The sequence below is a fragment of the Bacteroides oleiciplenus YIT 12058 genome (assembly GCF_000315485.1).
In the GTDB taxonomy this organism is placed as follows: Bacteria; Bacteroidota; Bacteroidia; order Bacteroidales; family Bacteroidaceae; genus Bacteroides; species Bacteroides oleiciplenus.
Window position 1 is genome coordinate 581,489 of the sequence record NZ_JH992940.1, and the last position, 21,165, is coordinate 602,653.

A 21,165-nucleotide genomic window follows, 5' to 3' on the forward strand; every position below is an offset into this window, starting at 1 on the left:
CATTAAGCTCCTATTATCAACGATAATTTATTTGTTTTCAAATACTTCTCTACAAACTTCACAATTCGGATAATCAATAACGGGACAATAATTCCAGCTATGAACATAAAAAACATGCAAACTAACACATTCCAATGCAAAAACTTATTTGTTACAATTTCCACTATTGCTTGTGCCGGCCATGAAAGTATATAGATTGCATAGGTTTTCCCAACCATACTTTTAAACAAACGCATATTTTCTAAAGGAAAATTTCTGCAGCAACCTATTAAAAAAATCGCCATGCCAATAACAATAAAAGGCTTTTCTATTCCTCCCAACTTGTAATTATATAGCATTATAGCCAATGGTAGTCCCAAAATAGAATAAAATAAGGGGAGCTTCCATTGCTGAAAATTCATTTGGGAAATCGTAAAACCAAACATATACCAAAAGAGGAAAGCACAAATGTCACTTACCGAAAACCAGCCTGTCATGTAGGGAGAAAGATAGGTTAATCCTAACAATATTCCTAAAGACAAACTATAAACTATTTTATTTCTATCATATAATCGAATAAAGAACAGTGCTATTATCTGTATCCCAAAGAGCATTGGCAAAAACCAAAAATGTCCCCATATACCATCTCGGGGAACAAGTAGAGTACGAATAAAAAAGACACATATATTACCTTGTTCGGGCATTGCATCATTTATATAAGATGCAGCAACTATTTTAGGAAATAACCCTATTAAAGAAATAACAAAATAGGGTACAAGTAATTTAAGTGCTCTATTTTTCAAATAGATATTCACTCCATATTTATTATATCCTTTACTATAGCCACAGAGAAAACCTGAAATAATAACAAAAAAAGCCATATGAAAAGAATACAAAAATTGTTTTCCCCAAAGCAAACTATCAGGAAATTCGACACCAAAAGGGTATGAATGCCCCCAAATAACCAATATACAGCCTATTGTCTGCGATGTAGTAAGCCACAGTAATTTATTCATTTTTATCTTTGGATATCATTAATAATTTCCCAATTTGTTCCTCATTTAAACAGAACTTTACTGCTTCTAAATTTGAAGTTAGCTGTCGTTCATTTTTTATACCAACCAGTACTATACTTTCTTTTATATAATCCAATATAAATCTAATGGCAACAGCAGCAACAGAATGTCCGATAGAAGTAGCTATTTGTTTTAAGACCTCCACTATCTCCAGATTATGAAGTAATTTATCACCATGGAAATTCACATAAATATCTCTTGAGCGTCTGTCGTCTTTACCAAAACAAGTATCTTTTCCATACTTTCCCGTTAAGATACCTTGCCCCAAACTCCCCCATGTCATGGGAGTCAAAGACAATGTATGCTGTACACCTTGTATGATTGCTTCATTCTTACGGGTAGCCAGACTATACTCATCTTGAAAGGAAACAAAATAGTCCCGATATGGAATCAATTCCGAAATATCATCCACCGTTACATTCGACAAACCGAAATATCTGATTTTTCCCTTCTTTTGTAAATCCTGCAAAGACTGCACAATATCACCAATAGGAGTTTTTCCATCCCGATAGTGTACTTGATAAAGATCGATGTAATCTGTATTTAAACGCTGCAAACTTGCATCAACCGCTTTATTGATCCATTCCCTTGAGTTATCATAGAATGTCTTTCCATTCTCTATACGAACACCAAATTTGGATGCAATCACCACATCTTTTCGGCGTTCTGCCAAAGCCTGACCTAAAGTTTTTTCCGATGAGCCTAAACCATAAACATCTGCCGTATCAAACATTGTTATACCATTATCTACAGCTATCTGTACTGTACGGACCAGTTCTGCATGATCCACAGCTCCCCATCCATATTCTCCAAGCGGACACCCTCCCATACACAACCGGGAAACCTTTAAATCGGAATGTGCTAAAGTTATAGATTCCATCTTATTTAAATAATTTGAATATTTTCTTGAATACACCCCATATTGTCAGGAAAAACAGTTTAGCATCTAAACTAAAAGACTGTTTGTCTACATATTCCAATCTTAATAAGTTTTTATTATGAAGCACATGTTTTTCATAATACTCATCCGCATTTACTGCTCCCACCACTTCATCTAACGAAATGTACTTCAATGAACTAATATCAGTAATACCCGGTCTGACAGATAAGATGCGTTTTTCCTCCTCTGTGTATTTAGATGTATATGCCAATACTTCCGGACGAGGACCGACAAAACTCATATCTCCTTTAATGATATTAATCAATTGTGGCAATTCATCCAACTTCGTTTTACGGAGTATTTTTCCAACCCTCGTTATTCTGGGATCATTCAAAGCAGTAGTATTGCCCCCTATCTTATCAGCATTCACTACCATAGTTCTGAATTTCAGTATTTTGAAAGGGATATCGTGATAACCACCGCGTAAGGCTTGGTAGAAAATAGGACCGGAGGAATTGAATTTGATAGTCAAGCCTATAAATAAATAGATTGGCAGTAATAATAGGAAAGACAGCAACGCTATTACTAAATCAAATGACCGTTTTATATATCTATTATATATTTCTTTTTTGGTATTTGTCATAAATATAAAAAGTCTCTTTTATCACCGACTGTATTGAAAAATCCCTCTCTGCCATTTTTCTTGAATTCCGTCCAAAAAGTTCCCGCTTTTCAAAATCAAATATTAGCTTTCTCAAAGCATCAGCCAAAAGTACCGAATCTTTTATTGGAACTAAATAACCATTATACCCCTCAACCACACATTCCCGGCATCCAACAGCATTGGTCGTAACAATAGGACGTCCCACCGCACAAGCTTCAATTAGAGCTTTAGGCAGTCCTTCTCTATAAGAAGGCAGTACAACAATATCACAATCAGCATAGATGGGAAACATTTTTTTCTGATAACCAATCCATTCTATATATCCGGATTCCAAAAGCAAACGTAACTTCTCTTCTTTTAGAACAGCCGGATTATCATTATCGCAACTACCTGCTAATACAAACACCGCTTTCCCCTTAACCACTTCTCTTATTGATTTTGCAGCCTCAATAAGTTCAATTATACCCTTATCTAATAAAATCCGGGAAGGGAAAAGTATTTTAAGTTGCTCTTTCCGAACAAGTTTCACATAATGATACTCATCTAAATCAACTCCGGATCCTTTAATCAAATAAAGATTGGCATCATTTGTCAATTTAAGGTTTCTGATCATCTGCATATCATCCGGGTTCTGAAGAATGAAAGAAAAGCTTTTAGCCTTCAGGATCGTTCGAATAAGTAATCGTATCAAACGCTGCAAAAATCCATCCCGTCCATCCGTAAAACAATACCCTAAACCATTTATCGCATTGACAACATGATAATTTCCAGATAAACGTGCCGCCAATGAACCCAATAAAGTTATTTTCAAATTAACATTATGAATAATATCCGGTTTATACATCTTGAAATACTTATAAAGAAGAAATAAGCACTTCATTTCTTGCAATACAGTTCCTTTTCCTCTTACAAAAGGAATATGCAAGCAATGTATACCCAATTGCTCAAGTTCTTCCCTACAACCAGTGTCAGCAGCAAGAAGAAATACTTCATCACCATTTTCAATTCCATGCAGAGCTAATGGCAACCGGTGAGACATAAATCCCCAATCAACGCTCGCTACATAAAAGATTCTTCTGCAACGGGAATATTTATCACAATCTGCCATCAACATTACTTTTATCTAACAACCCTTTTACATCAAATACAACCGAATCCTTTGCTTTCCACGCATCAATATTTACTTTCTCAAACTCTTGATGGGCAACTGCCAATACAATTGCATCATATTTAAACTGTGGTAATGCATTAATAATATCAATATTATATTCCTGTCTTACGGTTTCCGAACTTGCCCACGGGTCATAAACAGTAATATTAAGATTGTACTCTTTTAAAGCATTATAGATATCTACTACTTTAGTATTGCGCACATCCGGACAATTTTCTTTAAAGGTAAAGCCCAATATCAGGATCTCTGAATTCAATACCTGTATACCCTTTTTCAACATCAGTCTCACCAATTGGTTTGCCACGTACTCACCCATACCATCATTCATACGACGGCCTGCAAGTATAATTTCCGGATTATACCCATAGCGTTGTGCACACTGAGCCAAATAGTAAGGGTCTACTCCAATGCAATGTCCGCCTACAAGGCCCGGTTTGAATGGTAAAAAATTCCATTTAGTAGAAGCAGCTTCCAGCACATCCTGAGTATCAATCCCCATAAGAGTAAAAATTTTAGAAAGCTCATTCACAAATGCAATATTGATATCACGCTGAGAATTCTCAATCACTTTTGCAGCTTCAGCCACTTTGATAGTCGGTGCCAAATGGGTACCTGCTGCAATGACAGAAGCATACACTTCATTTACTTTCTTGGCTATCATGGGAGTGGAACCAGAAGTTACTTTCCTGATCTTTTCTACTGTATGTTGTTTATCTCCCGGGTTAATACGTTCAGGAGAATATCCCGCAAAAAAATCTATATTATATTTCAAACCAGAAACTTTTTCCACTACGGGAATACATTCATCTTCCGTCACTCCCGGATAAACCGTAGATTCATAAACTACAATGTCTCCTTTGGAAATTACCTTTCCTACTGTTGTACTGGCTCCATACAAAGGGGTTAAGTCTGGATTATGATTCTCATCAACCGGAGTAGGAACAGCTACCACATAAAAATTACAATAGCGGATATCGTTTACATTGGCTGTACACCTAAAGCCATTCTTTATGGCCGATTGTAATAATTCATCCGATACTTCAAGCGTAGCATCATGTCCTGCCATCAAAGCATCTACACGGGATTGATTCATGTCAAACCCAATTGTCTCATATTTAGTAGAGAATAAACGGGCCAAAGGAAGCCCTACGTAACCGAGACCGATTACGGCAATTTTTATTTCACACATATTATATTGATTATAAAAGACAGAGTCGTATAGTTAAGACCAAGAAGTTGGCAAAAATTACAATTAAATATGATTCCAATACCATCTGACAGCTTCCTTCAATCCTTCATACATATTATATTCAGGGACATATCCCAAAAGTGTCCGTGCCTTATCGATACTGGCTAAAGAATGAGGAATATCTCCCAAACGGTTTGGTCCATGTTGAATCTCCACATTAGCTATTGCAGGATCAAATTCACTTAAAAGCTCTTTCAAATATCCAGTCAATTGGTTTAAAGTAGTACGTTCTCCATAAGCCGTATTATACACCTGATTAACTGCATCCGGATTCGTGGTAACCATAGCCAACATATTCATTTGAATTACATTATCAATGTAAGTAAAGTCACGGCTATATTCACCGTCCCCATTGATAATCGGGCTTTCATGAGCCATCAGTTTCTTTACAAACAAAGGAATTACTGCTGCATACGCTCCGAAAGGATCTTGCCGACGCCCAAAAACATTAAAATAACGTAAACCAATGGTTTCCATGCCATATGTTCTGGAAAACACATCAGCATAAAGTTCATTCACATACTTCGTAACTGCGTAAGGTGACAGGGGCTTACCAATCACATCTTCCACCTTTGGCAAAGATTTACTATCACCATAAGTTGACGAACTGGCAGCATACATAAAACGTTTTACGCCTGCATCTCTCGCAGCAATCAACATATTCAGAAAGCCACTAATGTTTACCTCATTGGTCAGTACCGGGTCTTTAATAGAGCGAGGAACAGAACCCAATGCAGCCTCATGAAACACATAATCGACTCCTTCCACAGCTTTCTTGCAATCCGTAAGATTGCGAATATCTCCCACTTGCAACCTAAAAGCTTGAGGATATTGATTTAATAGAGGAAGCAGATTCTCTATCTTTCCTGTAGAAAAGTTGTCCAAGCAAACTACATGATATTCATGGGCAAGCAGGTGTTCGCAAAGGTTGGAGCCTATAAAACCTGCACCACCAGTTACTAATATTTTCATACTAATTTTATTGATTTTATTTATTGAACGATTTCTGAAAGACGAACATATTTCACAATTATCCTTTATGATTTTCTGAGCAAATGACCATTTATGAGTTTGCTTAAATAAATTCCATCCAGTACTTATATACTTAGAACTCAATCCTTACCTATTTTGTCATATATGGTATTAACAACTATTTCTGTTGCATGGCCATATTCTGTTACGTATTTTTGCCTAAACTGATTGATTTTAGTTATCATATCTTCTTTATCATAATTCTTTATATATTCCAATAGAGTATTTTCATCAAGTTCACCACCTGGTATCTCCTTTCTAATATCAAAATACAGACTGCGATTTCTAACATACTCTTCATAATCATAAGCAAAACAGAACATAGGCTTATCTTGAACCGCATATTCGAAGAATATTCCAGAATAGTCAGAAATAAGAATATCTGATGCTATCATTAAATCCACATTATCCAGGTAATTACTTACATCGTAGATAAACCCTGTTGAGGAGTCGATGTTGGTAGCATTAGAAACTACAGGATGTACTCTAAATAAGACTACATATTTCTCTCCAAGCATTGATTCCCACTTAGAAAAGTCAATAGGACATTTCATTGCTCCAAAATTCTTATCCCGATAAGTAGGTGCATACAAAATCACTATTTTATCTTTAGTTATGCCAAGAGATCCTCTTATTTCATCTCTTCTTGTTTCGTCATAAGTACACAACCTATCATTCTTAGGATATCCTGATACAATTATTTGATCATCTTTTAAACCAAACATAGACTTCTGCATCTTTTTCTCCAATTCGCTCTGTGCGCAGCTACAATCATATTTATAAGCACAAGGAACAACCAAAGAATTTTCTTTTTTATCATCAATTCCAGAGGCTTTTGGTAGCGTTGTATGAGTTGTATGCAGATAATAAGTGTTTTTCCCCCTAAAATTTAAGCCTCTTTCTATCATAACATTAGTTACCCAACATCTAGCTTTTAATGCAGTCAAGTAAAAATCCAAAGTATCTATTTTTACTTTATTTTTCACATCCGCATGTTTTTCTACTTGTTTAAAAGCCCAAACAAGTTTGTAATCTTTAAACCGACTATCTTCTAACATTGCCTCATATATACATCGTGGGCTATCATTAAAGTATCTTCCTCCATAAGACAGAAATAATATTAATTTGTCATCTGTTTTAACGAAACGCCTTAAACAATTTATAGCAAAGGAAAACGTATGATAGTAGATTCTATAAATTAATTTATTATTTTTTACAAAAGAAACCAAGTCCATAATACTGAATTTTATTATTTGTTATTACTGTCCGGAGGAATATCGGCTTATATTGATTTATGGAAAATCGTGAGAATATGAAGTACCGTCAAAGTCATCCTAATTTTTAGCGCAGTTTTCCATAGTATTATATTTATATTAAATATACAACAAATACTATAGCTTTTTCAATATCTGAATAAGTTTAATATTATCCTCTCTACTTCGTATGGCTATACGAATCAAATTACGTCCTTGCATGTTAGACTTCAAACCACAATTACTAATAATGACATCATGTTTAATCAATATCCGTGTCAATTCCTCAGAAGTATATTTATTTATAACTTCACATAAGAAATAATTGGCTTGCGAAGGAATGACATGTAAGTATGGAATTTGGGTCAATTCCCTAAAGAATATTTCACGTTCTGCTATAAACTTCTGACAAGCTTTGGCATAATCTTTCTCATACTTTCCATAGATTTGCAGATAGAATTCCGCAAAAGAATTAATGTTCCAAATGGAGACCTCTTTCTTTATACGAGCGATTAAATCTGTATCTGAAGAAGCAAATACCCCTAATCGCAAACCAGGTACGCCATAGGATTTACTGATGGACTTCATTACCATCATAGATGGGTATTGCAGAAGTATATCATTATGTAACAAACTGTTATCCACATATCCCGTAGTAAAGTCGACAAAACTCTCATCAACAAGTAGACGTATATTCATATTCTCACACCAAGATGCCAATCTACATACATCCTGCTTGGATATAAAGTTTCCAGACGGATTGTCTGGATTGATAAGCAACAGCAAAGAAATTGATTTATCCGCATAGAAACCCATCAAATCATCAGCCGTATAAATAAAGTTTATATTTTGGGGAATATAAGCCACTATTTGCTCTGAACGCAAGCGATTAGGATATTCATCAAAAGTAGGATAGATAATCCCCACCTTGTTACCTGCATGTTCTTCCATCACAATCTTGATAAGCTCGGCAGCACCATTACCCACTACCACAAATTCCTGCTTAACTCCAAAGTATTTTCCCGCCAACAGAGAATTTACATACATCCCTGAAGGATATTCCGTAAGCAATGTATCAAAATTAGCACGAAGTTCATCCTTCATACGCTTAGATGGGAAAAACGGATTGACGAGATAACAATAATCCAATAATTTAGGGAAACGCCAAAAACCACCATAACGCTTATGGTACTCCTCATACTTGGTCTCACTACAAGAAAATATAGTTGAAGCAATATCCAAATCTTGTACGTCATCTATTTCATACCATTTTTCATCCTGAATTGGCAAAGCCTTTAAAGTTGATGAATTAAGTAATGTCAATACACGTAATACCTGCTCATAGTATTCATTATTTCCCATCACCCGACTATAAGCATCAAGAAAAGGAACATACTCATTTGTCGAGAACTCACGACTAAACTTATAGATATTCACCGTCTTATAATAGACATTTACATCCTCATATCTGAAAGCTTCTTTAGGCACAAAATTTATGATATTGCAGTCCGCATCGATACATACCATTGTACCATCCATCCAAGTTTCGTACTTGGCAACTAAGGCCAAATTCGGATAAGGATTATTGACTATCATTGGAAAGAGCGCATCATCGAATATCAGGTCTGATTCAATAAGTAAAGTGTCATCTTCTTGAAGTTCCTTCTTTGCTAACGAGAGTGAATAAATATTATTAGTTTTGTCATATATCGGATTATGAATATATTCTATCTTCACCCCCTTATATTCGTCACCAATATAATTTTTCAGATTTTCCCCTTTATAACCTATTACAATAACAACACGGGATAAAGACAACTTTGATAATTGAGATAAAGTTCTATCAATAAGCGATATGCCATTAACATTTACCATACATTTCGTATTGCCTTTGGTCAACTCTCCTAAACGTTTTCCCATACCGGCAGCTAAGATAATTGCTTGCATAATAATTAGTTATTTGTGTCCTAAAACACCGTTAGTGTCCAATTTTGACATATCACTTATAGGAAAGCCGTCTTGAGACGGTTTTCCTATAAATAAAGTCAAAAATCAAACTGAATTTTATTATTTGTTGTTACTGACACCAATAGTCAAAGTTAATAAGTTCTCATAGGTGCTACGGTCTTTAGCAATTTCCAATAGAGAAAACAAGACGCTAGTTTTAGACAGCTACTTTACAACTTATGTTGAGTTTTTCCCTAGTTAAAAATTAAGATCTTAAAAAAAACTATCGAAGTGCCACATAATCCATCTCACCAGATACCAATTTTTAAACTAATAAAAAGTCAATTTATCAATTAAAAGAATAAGGTATTACTGCATGCGTTCCTGATAATATAACAAAAGCCACATACCAATGCACAAAAAAGACAACAAGACAAGCAAAAGTCCAAAAAATAGCCTTATACCTTGGCATCAGTGTCAAGACCCCAAGAAGAAGCATAATACAGACCGCTTCTCCATAATAAGAGAGTCGCATGACAAAATAAGAGCTATATCCTGCCAATCTAAATGGCAACGCGGAAAGCGCACATATTTCCAATGGAAGATTATTAAGATTTGATTTTTTTCTATATTTATAATAAATGAACATAGCAAACATCATTGGTGTTACATCTACAAGCCATCCTAGTCCAGATCCATCAGAACCAGGGGTTGTCTTATTTTGTTCTTCGATATAAGCAAATTTGGGAGGCAAAAGCAAATAAATTAAATCCATAAAGTATTGAATAAAAAAAATCGATATCGTAACTATCACAATAGGGGAAATCGCGGATAATCTATTTCCTACTGTTTTCTTATTACTTAGAAGAAGGAACATAATTAACATCAAACAACTTTCATGAAATAGGATTGCTACAAACACCCAAAAAAGGAAACGCTTTGTATTTTTTTGCTGCAAATAAAAGAACGCTAGCATAGTCATTCCTACAGCAATAAATTGACGAGACTGATCCATCATGATTGGAGAAAGATACAGCAAGAAAAAGAGACAGCCAAAAGCATATTCCACTTTATTTTTTGCATATTTTTTTAGCACATAATTGACGAAAGCAATAGGCAAAGCAGCAACAAAGAAAAGCCAAATCTTAACATTATCACCAAATATAATATAAGTTACATATCGTGCTATTCGAAAAAGATAATTAAAACCACTATTAGTAATCTCGCCCATACCATATTTCATATTCCAATAGCCTATCATATAATTTTCCGTATCATATCCTGTATATTCGCTTCGGTTTGCACAGAGTAACGCATAAGGTAACACTGTAGTAAAAAGTAAAAATAAAGATATAATCTTACTTCTAGGTACACATTGCTTGTCATACTGCCAATAGGCAAGACAACATATGCAGCTAACAAAATACGATAACAAATACAAATATACGGAGATTGTTACATCTAAATACATAATCTGGTTTCTTGGATATCTAAAATAGGAATATTATTAAATGGACTATTCTACTGATCCATAATAGAATTATTTATGCCCTGCGAAATACCTTAAAGATTGCTCTATCCGGGGTTATGAAATAGTAGATTGTCACATAAACAATAATACAAATCCCTATACCTATAAAATTCATTGCAAACGGGAATGAGGTAAGATTGAGCAAGATACCAAATATTGCCATAACAGATGTGGCAATAAGTTGAGGATAAGATGATTTAAGTATTTCACTGAAAGAAATCTTACACAAACGACTACCATAGATAACTTGAAGTAGTGGCTGAATAACTTTTATACAGCAGAAAGCTATACAAAATGTTAAAAAGCTCATTTTAGAAGAGAATGATAATAAGAATATGATCAATACTAAATACACAAGATTAATCTGGACTAGTCTTTTCGGATATCCCTTTGCACGAATAGCATCGCTATAGAAATTTCCAAATGCAATAGATAGTGTTGCTGCTAATGCCCAACCGCCGACAATTATTGACGCTTCACTCCAATCCTTACCTAACAACAGTGTTGTAATAAAATCTCTATAGATAAAGGTTCCTATACCAAGTGGCAAGCTAATAATCGATGAATAATTCTGAAAAGTCAAAAATAGTTTTTTAAATTTTGCATAATCATATTGCTCTCTGGAAATTGCAGATTTGTAAACATTTGAATATAGGGCATAGATAGAATTAATAATTTGAGAAATCATGTTCATGCCTACTTTAAATAATCCTAAAGCTGCAATGCCGTATATGGACGCAAGAGTTAAAAGTGCTATATTTGACAATAACCATTCTAAAATAGACTCAAGATATGCCCATCCTGAAAATGAAAAGATACTTTTAAGTCGTGAAATATCATACTCTCGAGCAGGATAAAAACCTGCAAATTTAAAGCACAATATCATTCCAATAAATTCGCCTATCAGACTTCCTACCACTAATGACCAATATCCAAAACCACAAAATGCCAATGGAATAGTTGTCAGGAAAGGGATAAACTTTGATACAATCTTAATAAAACCTAATCTCTTAAAGTTTAAATCCTTCTTCATTATCGCCATTTCTATGGAAGAAATAGACATTATAGGGATCACAAATGCTGCCACTACAAGGACATTACTATATCCCTCAGCTCCTACAAGTCTTGAAAACAGATGACGATTGATTAAGATGACGGCGAAGAGTATTGTCGCAATCAATAAGTTTGTCCAGAAACATACATTAAATACGGATTTTTTTTCTTTATCTGAAGAAAACTGATGCTGAATAATGTAGGCATTGAAACCGGCATCAGACAACATATCCGCAAGGGAAGTTATAGCAGTGATAGACGCAACAATCCCAAATACTTCTTGTGATAAGAGCCTTGCAAGTATGATAGTTGTGATTGGTGCTATAATTTTTGCAGCAACTTCGCATATCACTGACCATTTGGTTGCATGTATAACTTGATTATTCACTTTTCGTAGTGTATATGGGTATAAGATCTGCTATTGTCTTATTAATATTAAATGGTGAATTCAAAAGCCTATTGACGTACACCGTTCTATCAATGCATTGTTCAGTTACAGTTTCTATACGATCAGCCCACTCAACAATATTGTCTTCAATGCTTAAGTATTCTACAATATCTGTGACACCGACTTCTCTTGTTATCTTATCCGACAACAACGAAGGAAGCCCTGTAGATTGAGCCTCTATCGAAACTATTGGCATCCCCTCATACAAACTTGGCAGAATAAAGACATCAGATGCCGAATAATAATCTTCCGTATTTTTTATATTAAACAAAAACAGTACTTTATCTTCAAGACCATATTGCTTACACAGCTCCTGTATGCTATTTTTCAATGGACCTGTACCTATCAGAATGAGTCGATAATTACTTGAACGGCTACAGAGCTCCTTAAAAATATTTATAATGAAAACATGATTTTTTTGCTCTGCAAATCTTCCTACATTGATAAGTATTTTCTGTTCTTGAAACCCTAATTTCTGTCTTAGAGCCTCCCGTTCATTGTTTTTATAAGTGAATCTTTGGAAATCAATTCCATTATAAAGCACTTGGTATGATACCTGCTTACTAAACAAATACTTACCCGCCAAATCCGAACATGCCAGACAATGGGTTGCATTTGCTTTAATCATGTGCCTCATAAACCACTGATACATTTTTCTTATAACTGTTTGTTCTCTTCCCTTTAATGTTTCGTGCGAATGAGCAATACGAACTTTTATGCCGCAAAGCTTAGCTACAAACAAAATATAACCGGAGAAATAATATACATGGCTATGAATGGCAGCATACGGACCGTTTTCTCTAATGATTCTTCTTAGATTTTTATAATAATTCCATAATGATTTCTTTTCTGAATCAAAAAAGAATATTCTGCCTCCCATTGATATTACCTCATCATCAAAATATCCTTTTTGGTGAATCGGAAAAGCAAAATCAAATTGTATTTTTTCCCTATCAATATTACGATAAACATTCATTACAAAATTTTCAACACCACCCTGGTTGAAGAAATTAAATACATGTAAAATCCGAACGGGTTTACTCATATAATATCTAGATTAATATTTGATGTTATCTTATATTTTCAATGGTATAGAATTCGTCATAAAATTCCTTTCTAAATTTGTACGTCAAATCACTACTGTATTTCATGGCACGATAGTAATTTTCTCGAGCACACATCAGCGCATAATCTTTATGCTTGATAATACGCTCTATGGCACTTGCTATTTCTTGTACGTTTCGTGCATGTGCCAAGCAGTCAGACCCTATTTGTTCTCGCAATGCCGTCTCATAGGTTCCAATAACAGGACATCCCCTGCTCATTGCTTCAATTACTGCCCGACCTAATGATTCTACAAGTGTAGGCATTACTAATACATCAATATTATCTATCCAAGATAATACTTCACTGTGTTTAATACGGCCACAAAATTCAATCCGATCACTCATGTTACATTTTTCTGCGCATTTCCTTCGTTTGTTATCTGCTGTTCCACCTCCCAAAAAGCTCACTTTTATATCATATCCCTTATCCCTTAATAAGGAAGCTGCTTTAATGAGAGTATCATGACCTCTATAACCTGCTTGAGTTGCACCAATTAAACCTAACCTAAAGAATCCCCTCTTATTTGTAATCTTATCAATTCTTTTAGCCAAAACGCTCTCAGGCGTAATATATATTACAGCATCGGAACACCCTAATTGTCTCGCTTTACTGGGATAGATCTCTTGTAAGAAATTCTTAGATACATAAATTATATGCTTGGCCAGTCTATGTTCAAGTATTACTATCAGATTTATAGGAAGGGCTATCAATTTGTATGAAAGTCCCTCATGATACCACAACGATTTCAACAGGTCCCCTCCTGACTCAACTACATATTTTTTATTGTATAATATTGCCCACAAACAACCGATTATAGAATGAGGTAATGGTAACTTGAAATTTAGGCAATCTGCATTTTTAACAGCCTTTCTAATTATATTAATTTTCTTAAATAATGAAACTTTATCACTATTGATAACTAATTCAATGCCCATCGTTTCGTCAAAAACCTCCAGATGCTCCAAATTATAATTTCCTTTATCGATAGTCCAAGCCATCATTTTATAGGGCCCCATTACCATTGCAACTAATTTATAAAATTGGTTACTGCCTGAACCAACTATATAAAACTTATCATTATCTCTAATAAATAAATCTCCTCTGACAACAAGCATATTTAAAAAGAATTTATTAGTGTTTTTTTATGTCCGTTGCATTTTAAAGACTAAATCAACTATTTTTTTACTCATAAACGCTAGTGCATAGGACACAATTAGTGCAAATACAAATGATACGACAGGTGGTAAATCAAATAATATAAATGAATGAAAAATATACTCATGCCACAAATAAAGCTCTAAAGTCATCAATCCGGTTATTTCGATGATACCATACAATTTTAGACTTCTAAATGCTGAGACTAGTTTAGTAGAATAAAGGCAGATATATGATATGGAAAATGAGAGTATTAAGTAAGTGATTAACTCATCTGCTGAACTCAAATATTTCAAAGCGAATACCCTAAAAGCTAAAGCTAAGATGGGTAACAAAATGCTATACTTCTTCATATTCTCACTTATAGTTAATTTACCCATACCTATCATCATTCCAATAACAAACGAAGGTAATCTTGACATGCCCCAACTGAAATATATTCCCAAACAATCTATGTAAATTCCAATTAAAGACATGGAATATAATAGTATCAAAATTTTCGCTAACGGATAGTCTTTCAAAATATGCATTAATAAAGGAGATAGTAAATAATATGTAACTAAAGGCCTAAAAAACCAAAGATCAAACCCAAAAATTGCTTCCGCACCAAGATCTTGCTCTGAAAAAGGGAAAAGTCCTGAATATGTAAGCAAATATTTTGCTGTTCCACAGAATACAATTATGGGAATTAACCTTATTAGCCTTCGTTTATAAAAATCTATCGTTTTGCGCTTATTTAATGAATAATAGCATCCAAGCCCAGATAAAAAGAAAAAAGCATCAACTCCAAAATGCCCAAGAAAATGAAAGATCTTGAAAGGTACAGATAAAAGAAATGGTTGATGGGACATGATAATAAATATCATTGATAATCCCATAATGTAGGTACGATTTTTTAATATTATCGATACGTTATTATCCATTGTTGTAAATACAATTACAAATTATTCATGCCACTACCTCCCATAAAATTTCCGGTATACCCAAAGAGTTCAGTTTATCAATAGAACAAATATTATCTATCCCGGATTATTTTTTCAACGAAGAAAACGCCTTCAGAATCATCTCCCTATATCGAGTCAAATCTACCCGCAGACGATAACTGCCATTATTATAAAGTGCCACCTCCATCTTCTTTAGCACCTCAACCCAAGAGCCATCTGTCAACAATGAATCCAAAGGTTGCCCCGGAAAACGATAGGCATTTATCAGAGGTTGCACATATTGAGGACCCTTCATTCTTTGCCAAACAACTGTAACCGGACGAGAATGGTTTACCAAATGCATGACTTCAAATGTATGGCGATCTATTAACGCAGATAGAGTTGTATAAATTTCCGGTGAGGTATTCAAGTCTGATGCTAACGCTCTGGTATTAGCCTTCAATAGAGTACCAATGCCATTTTCAATACCAGACATAAGAGTAACTCCCATCTCCTCCAAAACAGGACGAATCAAGTTACAAACGCCATCATTGCCCATACCTCCCCACAACAAAGCCAATACTTTATCATCTTTGTCAACTACCACTGAGCCCGAATCACCTCCTTGTGCAAAAATCCCCCCTTCATTTTTAATAACAATCTGTTCTCTATATTGATAAGAAGATACACTTTCATAATAACAAATATCAATTTTACCGGTAGTCAGACAAGTAGTACGCCCACGCTTGCGAACGGTTTGCCCCAACAGTTCCTCAGGAGCTATAGTGCTTTCACCTTTTACTACACCTATATCAACAATCTCATTCTTCCATTTTACATCTGTAGCTAATTCTATGATAGCAGAATCAGTAGTAGTCAGTTGGGATATCTTTTTTACCGATCCAATATTCCCTTTTACATCTATTATACAACAGTCATGGTTACAATATTTCTCTGAACAACAGTGAACGGGAGTCTTTTTCGGATGATAAAGCACACTTCCTACCGATACTCCTACATGGCGGTTCGTAAGTCCGTAGACACGGTCATTCGCATCCTTCACAAAACAGCCAAGTGTACCTGTACCAGCACCTTTACCATAATTAATCAGCTGAATCCCACCTTTTAGCGGATTATAGGTACCCTCATCCATACTGACAGAATCTTCATTCAGTTCTTGTATCTCCGGACAGACTTCCACAACAATCGGAATATCGCCAAGGGACTTGGGTAGATTTTTTTTATCACCAGAAGATTGGGAGACTAATGCGATAGTCCGAAAAGGATTATCACCTTCCTGTGTGTTTTCGTCCAATTTGATACCGAAACCGAGCAAATGGGGAATCAGCAAAATGGAGTCACGGTTATCATCAATTTCTTTTACTTTCAATTCATAATATTCTTTTCGTGTCATAAATCAAGTATTTAAGGTTTCAAACTGATATAGAAAGAAGGCAAAACGACTGTCTCGGGCACTATACTGGCATAGACATGAAACATCGGAACGCCAGAATCATAGTCCGACCAAGTTTGAGAAAGAATACGGAAGTGGCTGGCTGTACCGTCGAGTACATGGTAATCGTCCTCATAACGATAAGACATCCGGATGGTATCATGACCATCATAAAGTCCTGTTAGCTTTCCTTTTGCTTCCCAATGCTCATCGGAAAAACGCAACAAGGAAGCATGGAAGCTACCTTCACCGCAAATGTGATAACCATCAATAGTTTCGTCAATGTGATAAGTACCGCTCATGGTCAACTCATCATCGGTTAACCGTTCGATAACTCCTTCCGCACATTGATGCAAATAGCCAAAAATACGAATGCCACCGGTTACCTGTTGACCGGCAGTAGCACCAGGATAAAAAACATCTTTTATAGTTACCATAATATTGTATTATTTTACATGAATACTGATATGTTACCACTCAACAAAATCCCACTTCCTGAAGGCTTTAGAGCCAGAGTAGAAGGAGAAAAGATAATTTGGTGTGAAGAATCTATTCTCATTTTAATATCCGGTATACGGAAAGCTAAAATTTTGATTCCCTTTAATAAAGTACTGACTGCAGCAGACACTATCGATACTAAAGGAGTGATAATAAGAGAAGCTATAACACTCAATAACCACACAACTGGCGAACCGGTAGGAGTACAGATTATAGTGAAAGGATTTACTTTATGAGTAGTGAATTCAAGGCTGTTGTTCCGTATAGAAATCTTAAGCCACGTTTGAAGACTGGGCTGCAAAGATAAATTAAAAGCAAGACCGGCACTAAGATCAGGGGCACACCCCATATGCATCCCCGCAGTGGCGCCCACTTTTGCATTAGCAACATTAAGCCCCAACTGAATCATATCCTCCTGAGAAGCCATATGGGCTGGAGTTAAATTCATTTTGCAATGATATTCAGCAAAAAAAGGCTTAGAGCTGGATTTGCCCGATACATTAACTTTCAAAGGAAAAATATCGGCACTTTTAATAATACAATCTAAGAGGTGATTACTCATGTAGATACTTAAATCTTTTCCGGACGAAGTCTGGCCATGCGAAGAGACCAAGGGAGCATCCAGTTCTATATTATTGTGCATTTCCAGGCAATTATTATTTATCTGATAACTGGGAGCACCCAAAGGTATTTTATTACCTAACGAAATTGCAGGGATGTCAAAAGTGGACAGCACGTCGTTAACTGAATTCTTTATACCGGGAAGAGCTTTTCGCATCAGCTCCATAGAGGAAGGATCTTTCGAGTAGCTCTCTTCAATGTCAATAGAGTATACAGTAAGTTTGGTATGCCGGGGAACATCCTGATAAATTCCGGTTTTCAAAGCTAACAAAAAGCGATCACCTCTCCCCTGTTCATTCTTCCCTGCAGATATTTCTACATATAAATGTACAAGGAAAGTAGGACCTGCAACATCTACATATTGCTTCATAACCGGATAATAATCAGCTGTCTTGTGATGAGGTAACTCCATAGCACGGGAGTAATAACTGCGTGCTTTATCAACAGACTGAATATCAAACTTTACTTCAGGAGACTGATACCCTTCCCAATGCAACGTATATCCACCGACTTTAATGTCTCCCATTAATTTTGCTTGAAAAGCTTTATATGCACTCTTCAAAGCTTCATTTACAGCATTTTCATGCATACTAATTACTAAATCATCCATAATATTAAATTTAAAATCGACAAAGTAAAATGCTGTAGGCTATATCGTTTTTTATTCACTAATATATTCCCAAGGATAAGGATTATCAACCACATTCTGAAACTCTGCAATAGCTTCTTTTTGTTCAGGAATGAGCGATGCAGAATCCCAAGAAGCAATAATTGCACGACCTTCGTCAGCCAAAGACTCATCAAACACTTCACCATAGCAAACGGTGAGCAAACGAAGCTTTAAGAGTGAAGCGGGAAGAACATCAAGTATATCCCAACAACGGTACAAAACGTCCTGAACATGTTTCTGTTTTTCACCATGATCAATAAACGAAGCATTGTAGCCCATCAAAAGGGCAAGACAAATATTCGCCTGTTCCTCAACTGTGGAACCTTTAGTACCGGAGTTATACAAAGCCGTAGTCAGGCGGTAAACCTCACCGTTACGACGGGATAGGTCATCGCTATAGACGGGACTACCGTCCATGCCCAAATACATCAGATCGTGCGCTGCACGCTGAAGAGCAACTGTTTCTTCAGAAAGAGAGAACATAATAATTATGAATTATAAATTATGAATTTTCAACTGTCAACTATCAATGATTGAGTGCCAACTGTCAATTATTTGATTACTTCGATCAGGTTCGGATGGATGGTAGTCATGGCAACAGCAATAACCCCTTGTATAGCAATGACCACACGGCGGTCACGCGCACCTTTCACTTTCAGGAAAATACCTTCCTGACCCTCGAAGTCACCACCCGTAATGCGAACTTTAGTGCCTTTCGATAAATTCAGTTCATCGGGCTGGAAGTATAGAAGATGGTCGCTGTAACTTCCGGCTACGGCAATGAAACGCTGCATCTCATTGTCGGGGATAATAATCTTCTGTCCGCTACGGGTATCAGTGATGTATTGCAGGTAAGCGACCTGGGACTTGACACGCTTCAACTCAGAAGGGCGGGCATGGACAAAAAGCAGATTGTGGACGACCGGTACCAAAACACGGATTTTTTTCCCTTTCTTTATGCTTATCTTGTATTGCATAGGGACGAAGCAGCCAAAATTTTCTTTCTCAAGTAGACGCATAGCATCAGGCTCTCTACGGTACGTAGCACGCATGGCGTACCATATTTCGCTATCTTTATCCGCTTCCATTCGATGAGTATTTCAGAAAAGGGTGTTCTCTCGGGGCTTTGACACCCTTACATACGCTTGAGTTTCAATCATTTGCGAACACTTTATGTAAAATACGGCAAGCTTCGTGTTCCTCTTGCCTATTGACTTTCCGTAGCTGTTCATTACCTTAATCATATTACAGGTAAATAGCTATAAACGATAGGATTACAAGCAAAAAGCGCCTTTTAATCGTTCGTCTTTTGTGCATACCCTGAGCCTACATTTGCCCTAAGATTCTTTCAATAAAAAAGCAGGTGTAAAATCACAATTTTATTTCAGGTATAACTCTTTATGAATTAGTAATATATGACACTTTTTAAAAAATAAATTGATTTTATTTATCAGAATATTTTGTTGTTTCATTTCAGGGAACTATCTTTGTGCACATTAAACGAACGATTAAAAAACACCCCCTATTTAACACAATTTTCATTGACAGCATTTTCATTTCATCGCTCTACTCGTCGATTTCATCATCATTGTAACCTTATCCCGTCAACCCCACAAAAGTGCATTTCCTTTTATAATAATGTACCCGCACATACATACGCACAGGCGCGTATTTTCCTACTTTTTCTTTAGACCTTGTTACACACATTTTATTAGTAATAGGGGGTATCCCCTCTACCCTATTTACCCATTTGTGTGTTACAACGTCTAAAGAAAAGATTCACTTTTTCAGACGAAAACAGAAGATATTTCCATTATAAGAGTTAATTTTGCTTTCGTTTTTTAAACTAACAATAAATTACCAACTTTTAAAATTGTGGTTTTATGAATAAAAAAACACAATCTTGAGTATTGAACTCATCAACAAGGATGATTATGACATCCAGATCGAGAGAGAAGAAAACAGGATCAATATCCTGTTAGTTGAAAATGAAGCAGTTGACGAGCGCATAATCGTCAAAGCCTGCGAAAGGGAAGACTTCCTGACCCCATGGGTACAGAAGCTTATCGGGCAAAAAAAGGAGATGGGACTGAAAGGAACCACACACCTGGCAAGATTGCTAAACCGAAGTGTAGCGTTCGAAAAAGGAAAAAATGAAAAAGGATTCATATCCCCAAAAAGCCTTAATAGTGAAATCATTAAGCTGAGAAAAGCACTACTGAATGAAGGGAAGGAAAACAGGAAAAAGAAGAAACTGAGATAGATCCGAACGTTTCTGCAAAATTGTGGTAATTGCGCCTTTTTCGGGTGAAAAGGCGCAATTATATTTAAAATATTATTCATTCTTTTGCGCCGCCATAAGGCAGACTAAAACAAAAGAAATGGAAAATATTCCGGTAACCGCATACAGCGGTTTCAGTAATGTCCGGGGAGAAATAACACTCCGGAAAGTGAT

Annotated in this window: 19 protein-coding genes; 1 reads left to right on the forward strand and 18 read right to left on the reverse strand. The window is 35.7% G+C overall.

Annotated features, from left to right (window positions below; translation table 11 throughout):
- Positions 1–2 precede the first annotated feature (2 nt).
- The 18 genes from HMPREF9447_RS02300 to HMPREF9447_RS02385 all read right to left on the reverse strand — a co-directional run bounded on the left by HMPREF9447_RS02300 (position 3) and on the right by HMPREF9447_RS02385 (position 19,798).
- A complete protein-coding gene (locus tag HMPREF9447_RS02300; RefSeq protein ID WP_009127694.1) occupies positions 3–995 on the reverse strand; it encodes an acyltransferase family protein in 993 nt (330 codons plus the stop codon).
- The gene (locus HMPREF9447_RS02305; protein ID WP_009127696.1) at positions 988–1,935 is read right to left on the reverse strand and encodes an aldo/keto reductase; all 948 of its coding nucleotides are present in this window, start codon (positions 1,933–1,935) and stop codon (positions 988–990) included. The genes HMPREF9447_RS02300 and HMPREF9447_RS02305 overlap by 8 nt, the downstream gene beginning before the upstream one ends.
- Position 1,936: 1 nt before the next feature.
- The gene (locus HMPREF9447_RS02310; RefSeq protein WP_009127697.1) at positions 1,937–2,578 is read right to left on the reverse strand and encodes a sugar transferase; all 642 of its coding nucleotides are present in this window, start codon (positions 2,576–2,578) and stop codon (positions 1,937–1,939) included.
- Positions 2,550–3,707 (reverse strand): glycosyltransferase family 4 protein, encoded by a 1,158-nt coding sequence (locus HMPREF9447_RS02315; RefSeq protein WP_009127698.1) that lies wholly within the window; start codon positions 3,705–3,707, stop codon positions 2,550–2,552. Before HMPREF9447_RS02315 ends, HMPREF9447_RS02310 begins: the two co-directional genes overlap by 29 nt.
- Entirely contained in the window at positions 3,694–4,959 is a 1,266-nt protein-coding gene (locus HMPREF9447_RS02320) for a nucleotide sugar dehydrogenase (protein ID WP_009127700.1), read from the reverse strand. Before HMPREF9447_RS02320 ends, HMPREF9447_RS02315 begins: the two co-directional genes overlap by 14 nt.
- A 63-nt stretch (positions 4,960–5,022) precedes the next feature.
- Positions 5,023–5,991 carry an SDR family oxidoreductase gene (locus HMPREF9447_RS02325; protein ID WP_009127702.1) on the reverse strand — a complete coding sequence of 323 codons (969 nt, stop codon included), beginning with the start codon at positions 5,989–5,991 and terminating at the stop codon, positions 5,023–5,025.
- Positions 5,992–6,131: 140 nt separating this feature from the next.
- Positions 6,132–7,286 (reverse strand): CDP-glycerol glycerophosphotransferase family protein, encoded by a 1,155-nt coding sequence (locus HMPREF9447_RS02330; protein ID WP_009127704.1) that lies wholly within the window; start codon positions 7,284–7,286, stop codon positions 6,132–6,134.
- A 156-nt stretch (positions 7,287–7,442) separates the two neighbouring features.
- The gene (locus HMPREF9447_RS02335) at positions 7,443–9,251 is read right to left on the reverse strand and encodes an aminotransferase class I/II-fold pyridoxal phosphate-dependent enzyme (protein ID WP_009127706.1); all 1,809 of its coding nucleotides are present in this window, start codon (positions 9,249–9,251) and stop codon (positions 7,443–7,445) included.
- Between the two features lie 349 nt (positions 9,252–9,600).
- Positions 9,601–10,722, reverse strand: coding sequence for an EpsG family protein (locus tag HMPREF9447_RS02340; RefSeq protein WP_009127708.1), 1,122 nt, complete (start codon positions 10,720–10,722; stop codon positions 9,601–9,603).
- 73 nt (positions 10,723–10,795) lie between these two features.
- On the reverse strand, positions 10,796–12,223 hold the full coding sequence (locus tag HMPREF9447_RS02345; protein WP_157225272.1) for an oligosaccharide flippase family protein: 1,428 nt from the start codon (positions 12,221–12,223) through the stop codon (positions 10,796–10,798).
- Positions 12,216–13,328 carry a glycosyltransferase family 1 protein gene (locus tag HMPREF9447_RS02350; protein WP_009127712.1) on the reverse strand — a complete coding sequence of 371 codons (1,113 nt, stop codon included), beginning with the start codon at positions 13,326–13,328 and terminating at the stop codon, positions 12,216–12,218. The genes HMPREF9447_RS02345 and HMPREF9447_RS02350 overlap by 8 nt, the downstream gene beginning before the upstream one ends.
- A gap of 25 nt (positions 13,329–13,353) precedes the next feature.
- A complete protein-coding gene (locus tag HMPREF9447_RS02355) occupies positions 13,354–14,505 on the reverse strand; it encodes a glycosyltransferase family 4 protein (RefSeq protein WP_009127714.1) in 1,152 nt (383 codons plus the stop codon).
- 27 nt (positions 14,506–14,532) lie between these two features.
- Positions 14,533–15,468, reverse strand: a complete 936-nt coding sequence (locus HMPREF9447_RS02360) for an acyltransferase family protein (RefSeq protein WP_081589738.1) — start codon at positions 15,466–15,468, stop codon at positions 14,533–14,535.
- A 106-nt stretch (positions 15,469–15,574) separates the two neighbouring features.
- On the reverse strand, positions 15,575–16,882 hold the full coding sequence (locus HMPREF9447_RS02365; RefSeq protein ID WP_009127718.1) for a Nal1-like putative serine protease: 1,308 nt from the start codon (positions 16,880–16,882) through the stop codon (positions 15,575–15,577).
- Positions 16,883–16,893: 11 nt separating this feature from the next.
- A complete protein-coding gene (locus HMPREF9447_RS02370) occupies positions 16,894–17,358 on the reverse strand; it encodes a hypothetical protein (RefSeq protein ID WP_009127720.1) in 465 nt (154 codons plus the stop codon).
- A 14-nt stretch (positions 17,359–17,372) separates the two neighbouring features.
- Positions 17,373–18,650 carry a hypothetical protein gene (locus HMPREF9447_RS02375; protein ID WP_009127721.1) on the reverse strand — a complete coding sequence of 426 codons (1,278 nt, stop codon included), beginning with the start codon at positions 18,648–18,650 and terminating at the stop codon, positions 17,373–17,375.
- Between the two features lie 51 nt (positions 18,651–18,701).
- Positions 18,702–19,193, reverse strand: a complete 492-nt coding sequence (locus tag HMPREF9447_RS02380) for a UpxZ family transcription anti-terminator antagonist (RefSeq protein ID WP_009127723.1) — start codon at positions 19,191–19,193, stop codon at positions 18,702–18,704.
- Between the two features lie 68 nt (positions 19,194–19,261).
- Positions 19,262–19,798, reverse strand: a complete 537-nt coding sequence (locus HMPREF9447_RS02385; RefSeq protein ID WP_009127725.1) for a UpxY family transcription antiterminator — start codon at positions 19,796–19,798, stop codon at positions 19,262–19,264.
- A gap of 815 nt (positions 19,799–20,613) precedes the next feature.
- Between HMPREF9447_RS02385 and HMPREF9447_RS02390 the strand changes: the two genes are divergently transcribed.
- Complete coding sequence (locus HMPREF9447_RS02390; protein WP_009127727.1) at positions 20,614–20,973, forward strand: hypothetical protein; 360 nt, start codon at positions 20,614–20,616, stop codon at positions 20,971–20,973.
- Positions 20,974–21,165: the final 192 nt, after the last annotated feature.

Bases quoted from the DNA above. Each gene is read 5' to 3' on its own strand.
- HMPREF9447_RS02300 (WP_009127694.1), bottom strand. From the start codon at position 995: ATGAATAAATTACTGTGGCTTACTACATCGCAGACAATAGGCTGTATA.
- HMPREF9447_RS02305 (WP_009127696.1), bottom strand. From the start codon at position 1,935: ATGGAATCTATAACTTTAGCACATTCCGATTTAAAGGTTTCCCGGTTG.
- HMPREF9447_RS02310 (WP_009127697.1), bottom strand. From the start codon at position 2,578: ATGACAAATACCAAAAAAGAAATATATAATAGATATATAAAACGGTCA.
- HMPREF9447_RS02315 (WP_009127698.1), bottom strand. From the start codon at position 3,707: ATGGCAGATTGTGATAAATATTCCCGTTGCAGAAGAATCTTTTATGTA.
- HMPREF9447_RS02320 (WP_009127700.1), bottom strand. From the start codon at position 4,959: ATGTGTGAAATAAAAATTGCCGTAATCGGTCTCGGTTACGTAGGGCTT.
- HMPREF9447_RS02325 (WP_009127702.1), bottom strand. From the start codon at position 5,991: ATGAAAATATTAGTAACTGGTGGTGCAGGTTTTATAGGCTCCAACCTT.
- HMPREF9447_RS02330 (WP_009127704.1), bottom strand. From the start codon at position 7,286: ATGGACTTGGTTTCTTTTGTAAAAAATAATAAATTAATTTATAGAATC.
- HMPREF9447_RS02335 (WP_009127706.1), bottom strand. From the start codon at position 9,251: ATGCAAGCAATTATCTTAGCTGCCGGTATGGGAAAACGTTTAGGAGAG.
- HMPREF9447_RS02340 (WP_009127708.1), bottom strand. From the start codon at position 10,722: ATGTATTTAGATGTAACAATCTCCGTATATTTGTATTTGTTATCGTAT.
- HMPREF9447_RS02350 (WP_009127712.1), bottom strand. From the start codon at position 13,328: ATGAGTAAACCCGTTCGGATTTTACATGTATTTAATTTCTTCAACCAG.
- HMPREF9447_RS02355 (WP_009127714.1), bottom strand. From the start codon at position 14,505: ATGCTTGTTGTCAGAGGAGATTTATTTATTAGAGATAATGATAAGTTT.
- HMPREF9447_RS02360 (WP_081589738.1), bottom strand. From the start codon at position 15,468: ATGGATAATAACGTATCGATAATATTAAAAAATCGTACCTACATTATG.
- HMPREF9447_RS02365 (WP_009127718.1), bottom strand. From the start codon at position 16,882: ATGACACGAAAAGAATATTATGAATTGAAAGTAAAAGAAATTGATGAT.
- HMPREF9447_RS02370 (WP_009127720.1), bottom strand. From the start codon at position 17,358: ATGGTAACTATAAAAGATGTTTTTTATCCTGGTGCTACTGCCGGTCAA.
- HMPREF9447_RS02375 (WP_009127721.1), bottom strand. From the start codon at position 18,650: ATGGATGATTTAGTAATTAGTATGCATGAAAATGCTGTAAATGAAGCT.
- HMPREF9447_RS02380 (WP_009127723.1), bottom strand. From the start codon at position 19,193: ATGTTCTCTCTTTCTGAAGAAACAGTTGCTCTTCAGCGTGCAGCGCAC.
- HMPREF9447_RS02385 (WP_009127725.1), bottom strand. From the start codon at position 19,798: ATGGAAGCGGATAAAGATAGCGAAATATGGTACGCCATGCGTGCTACG.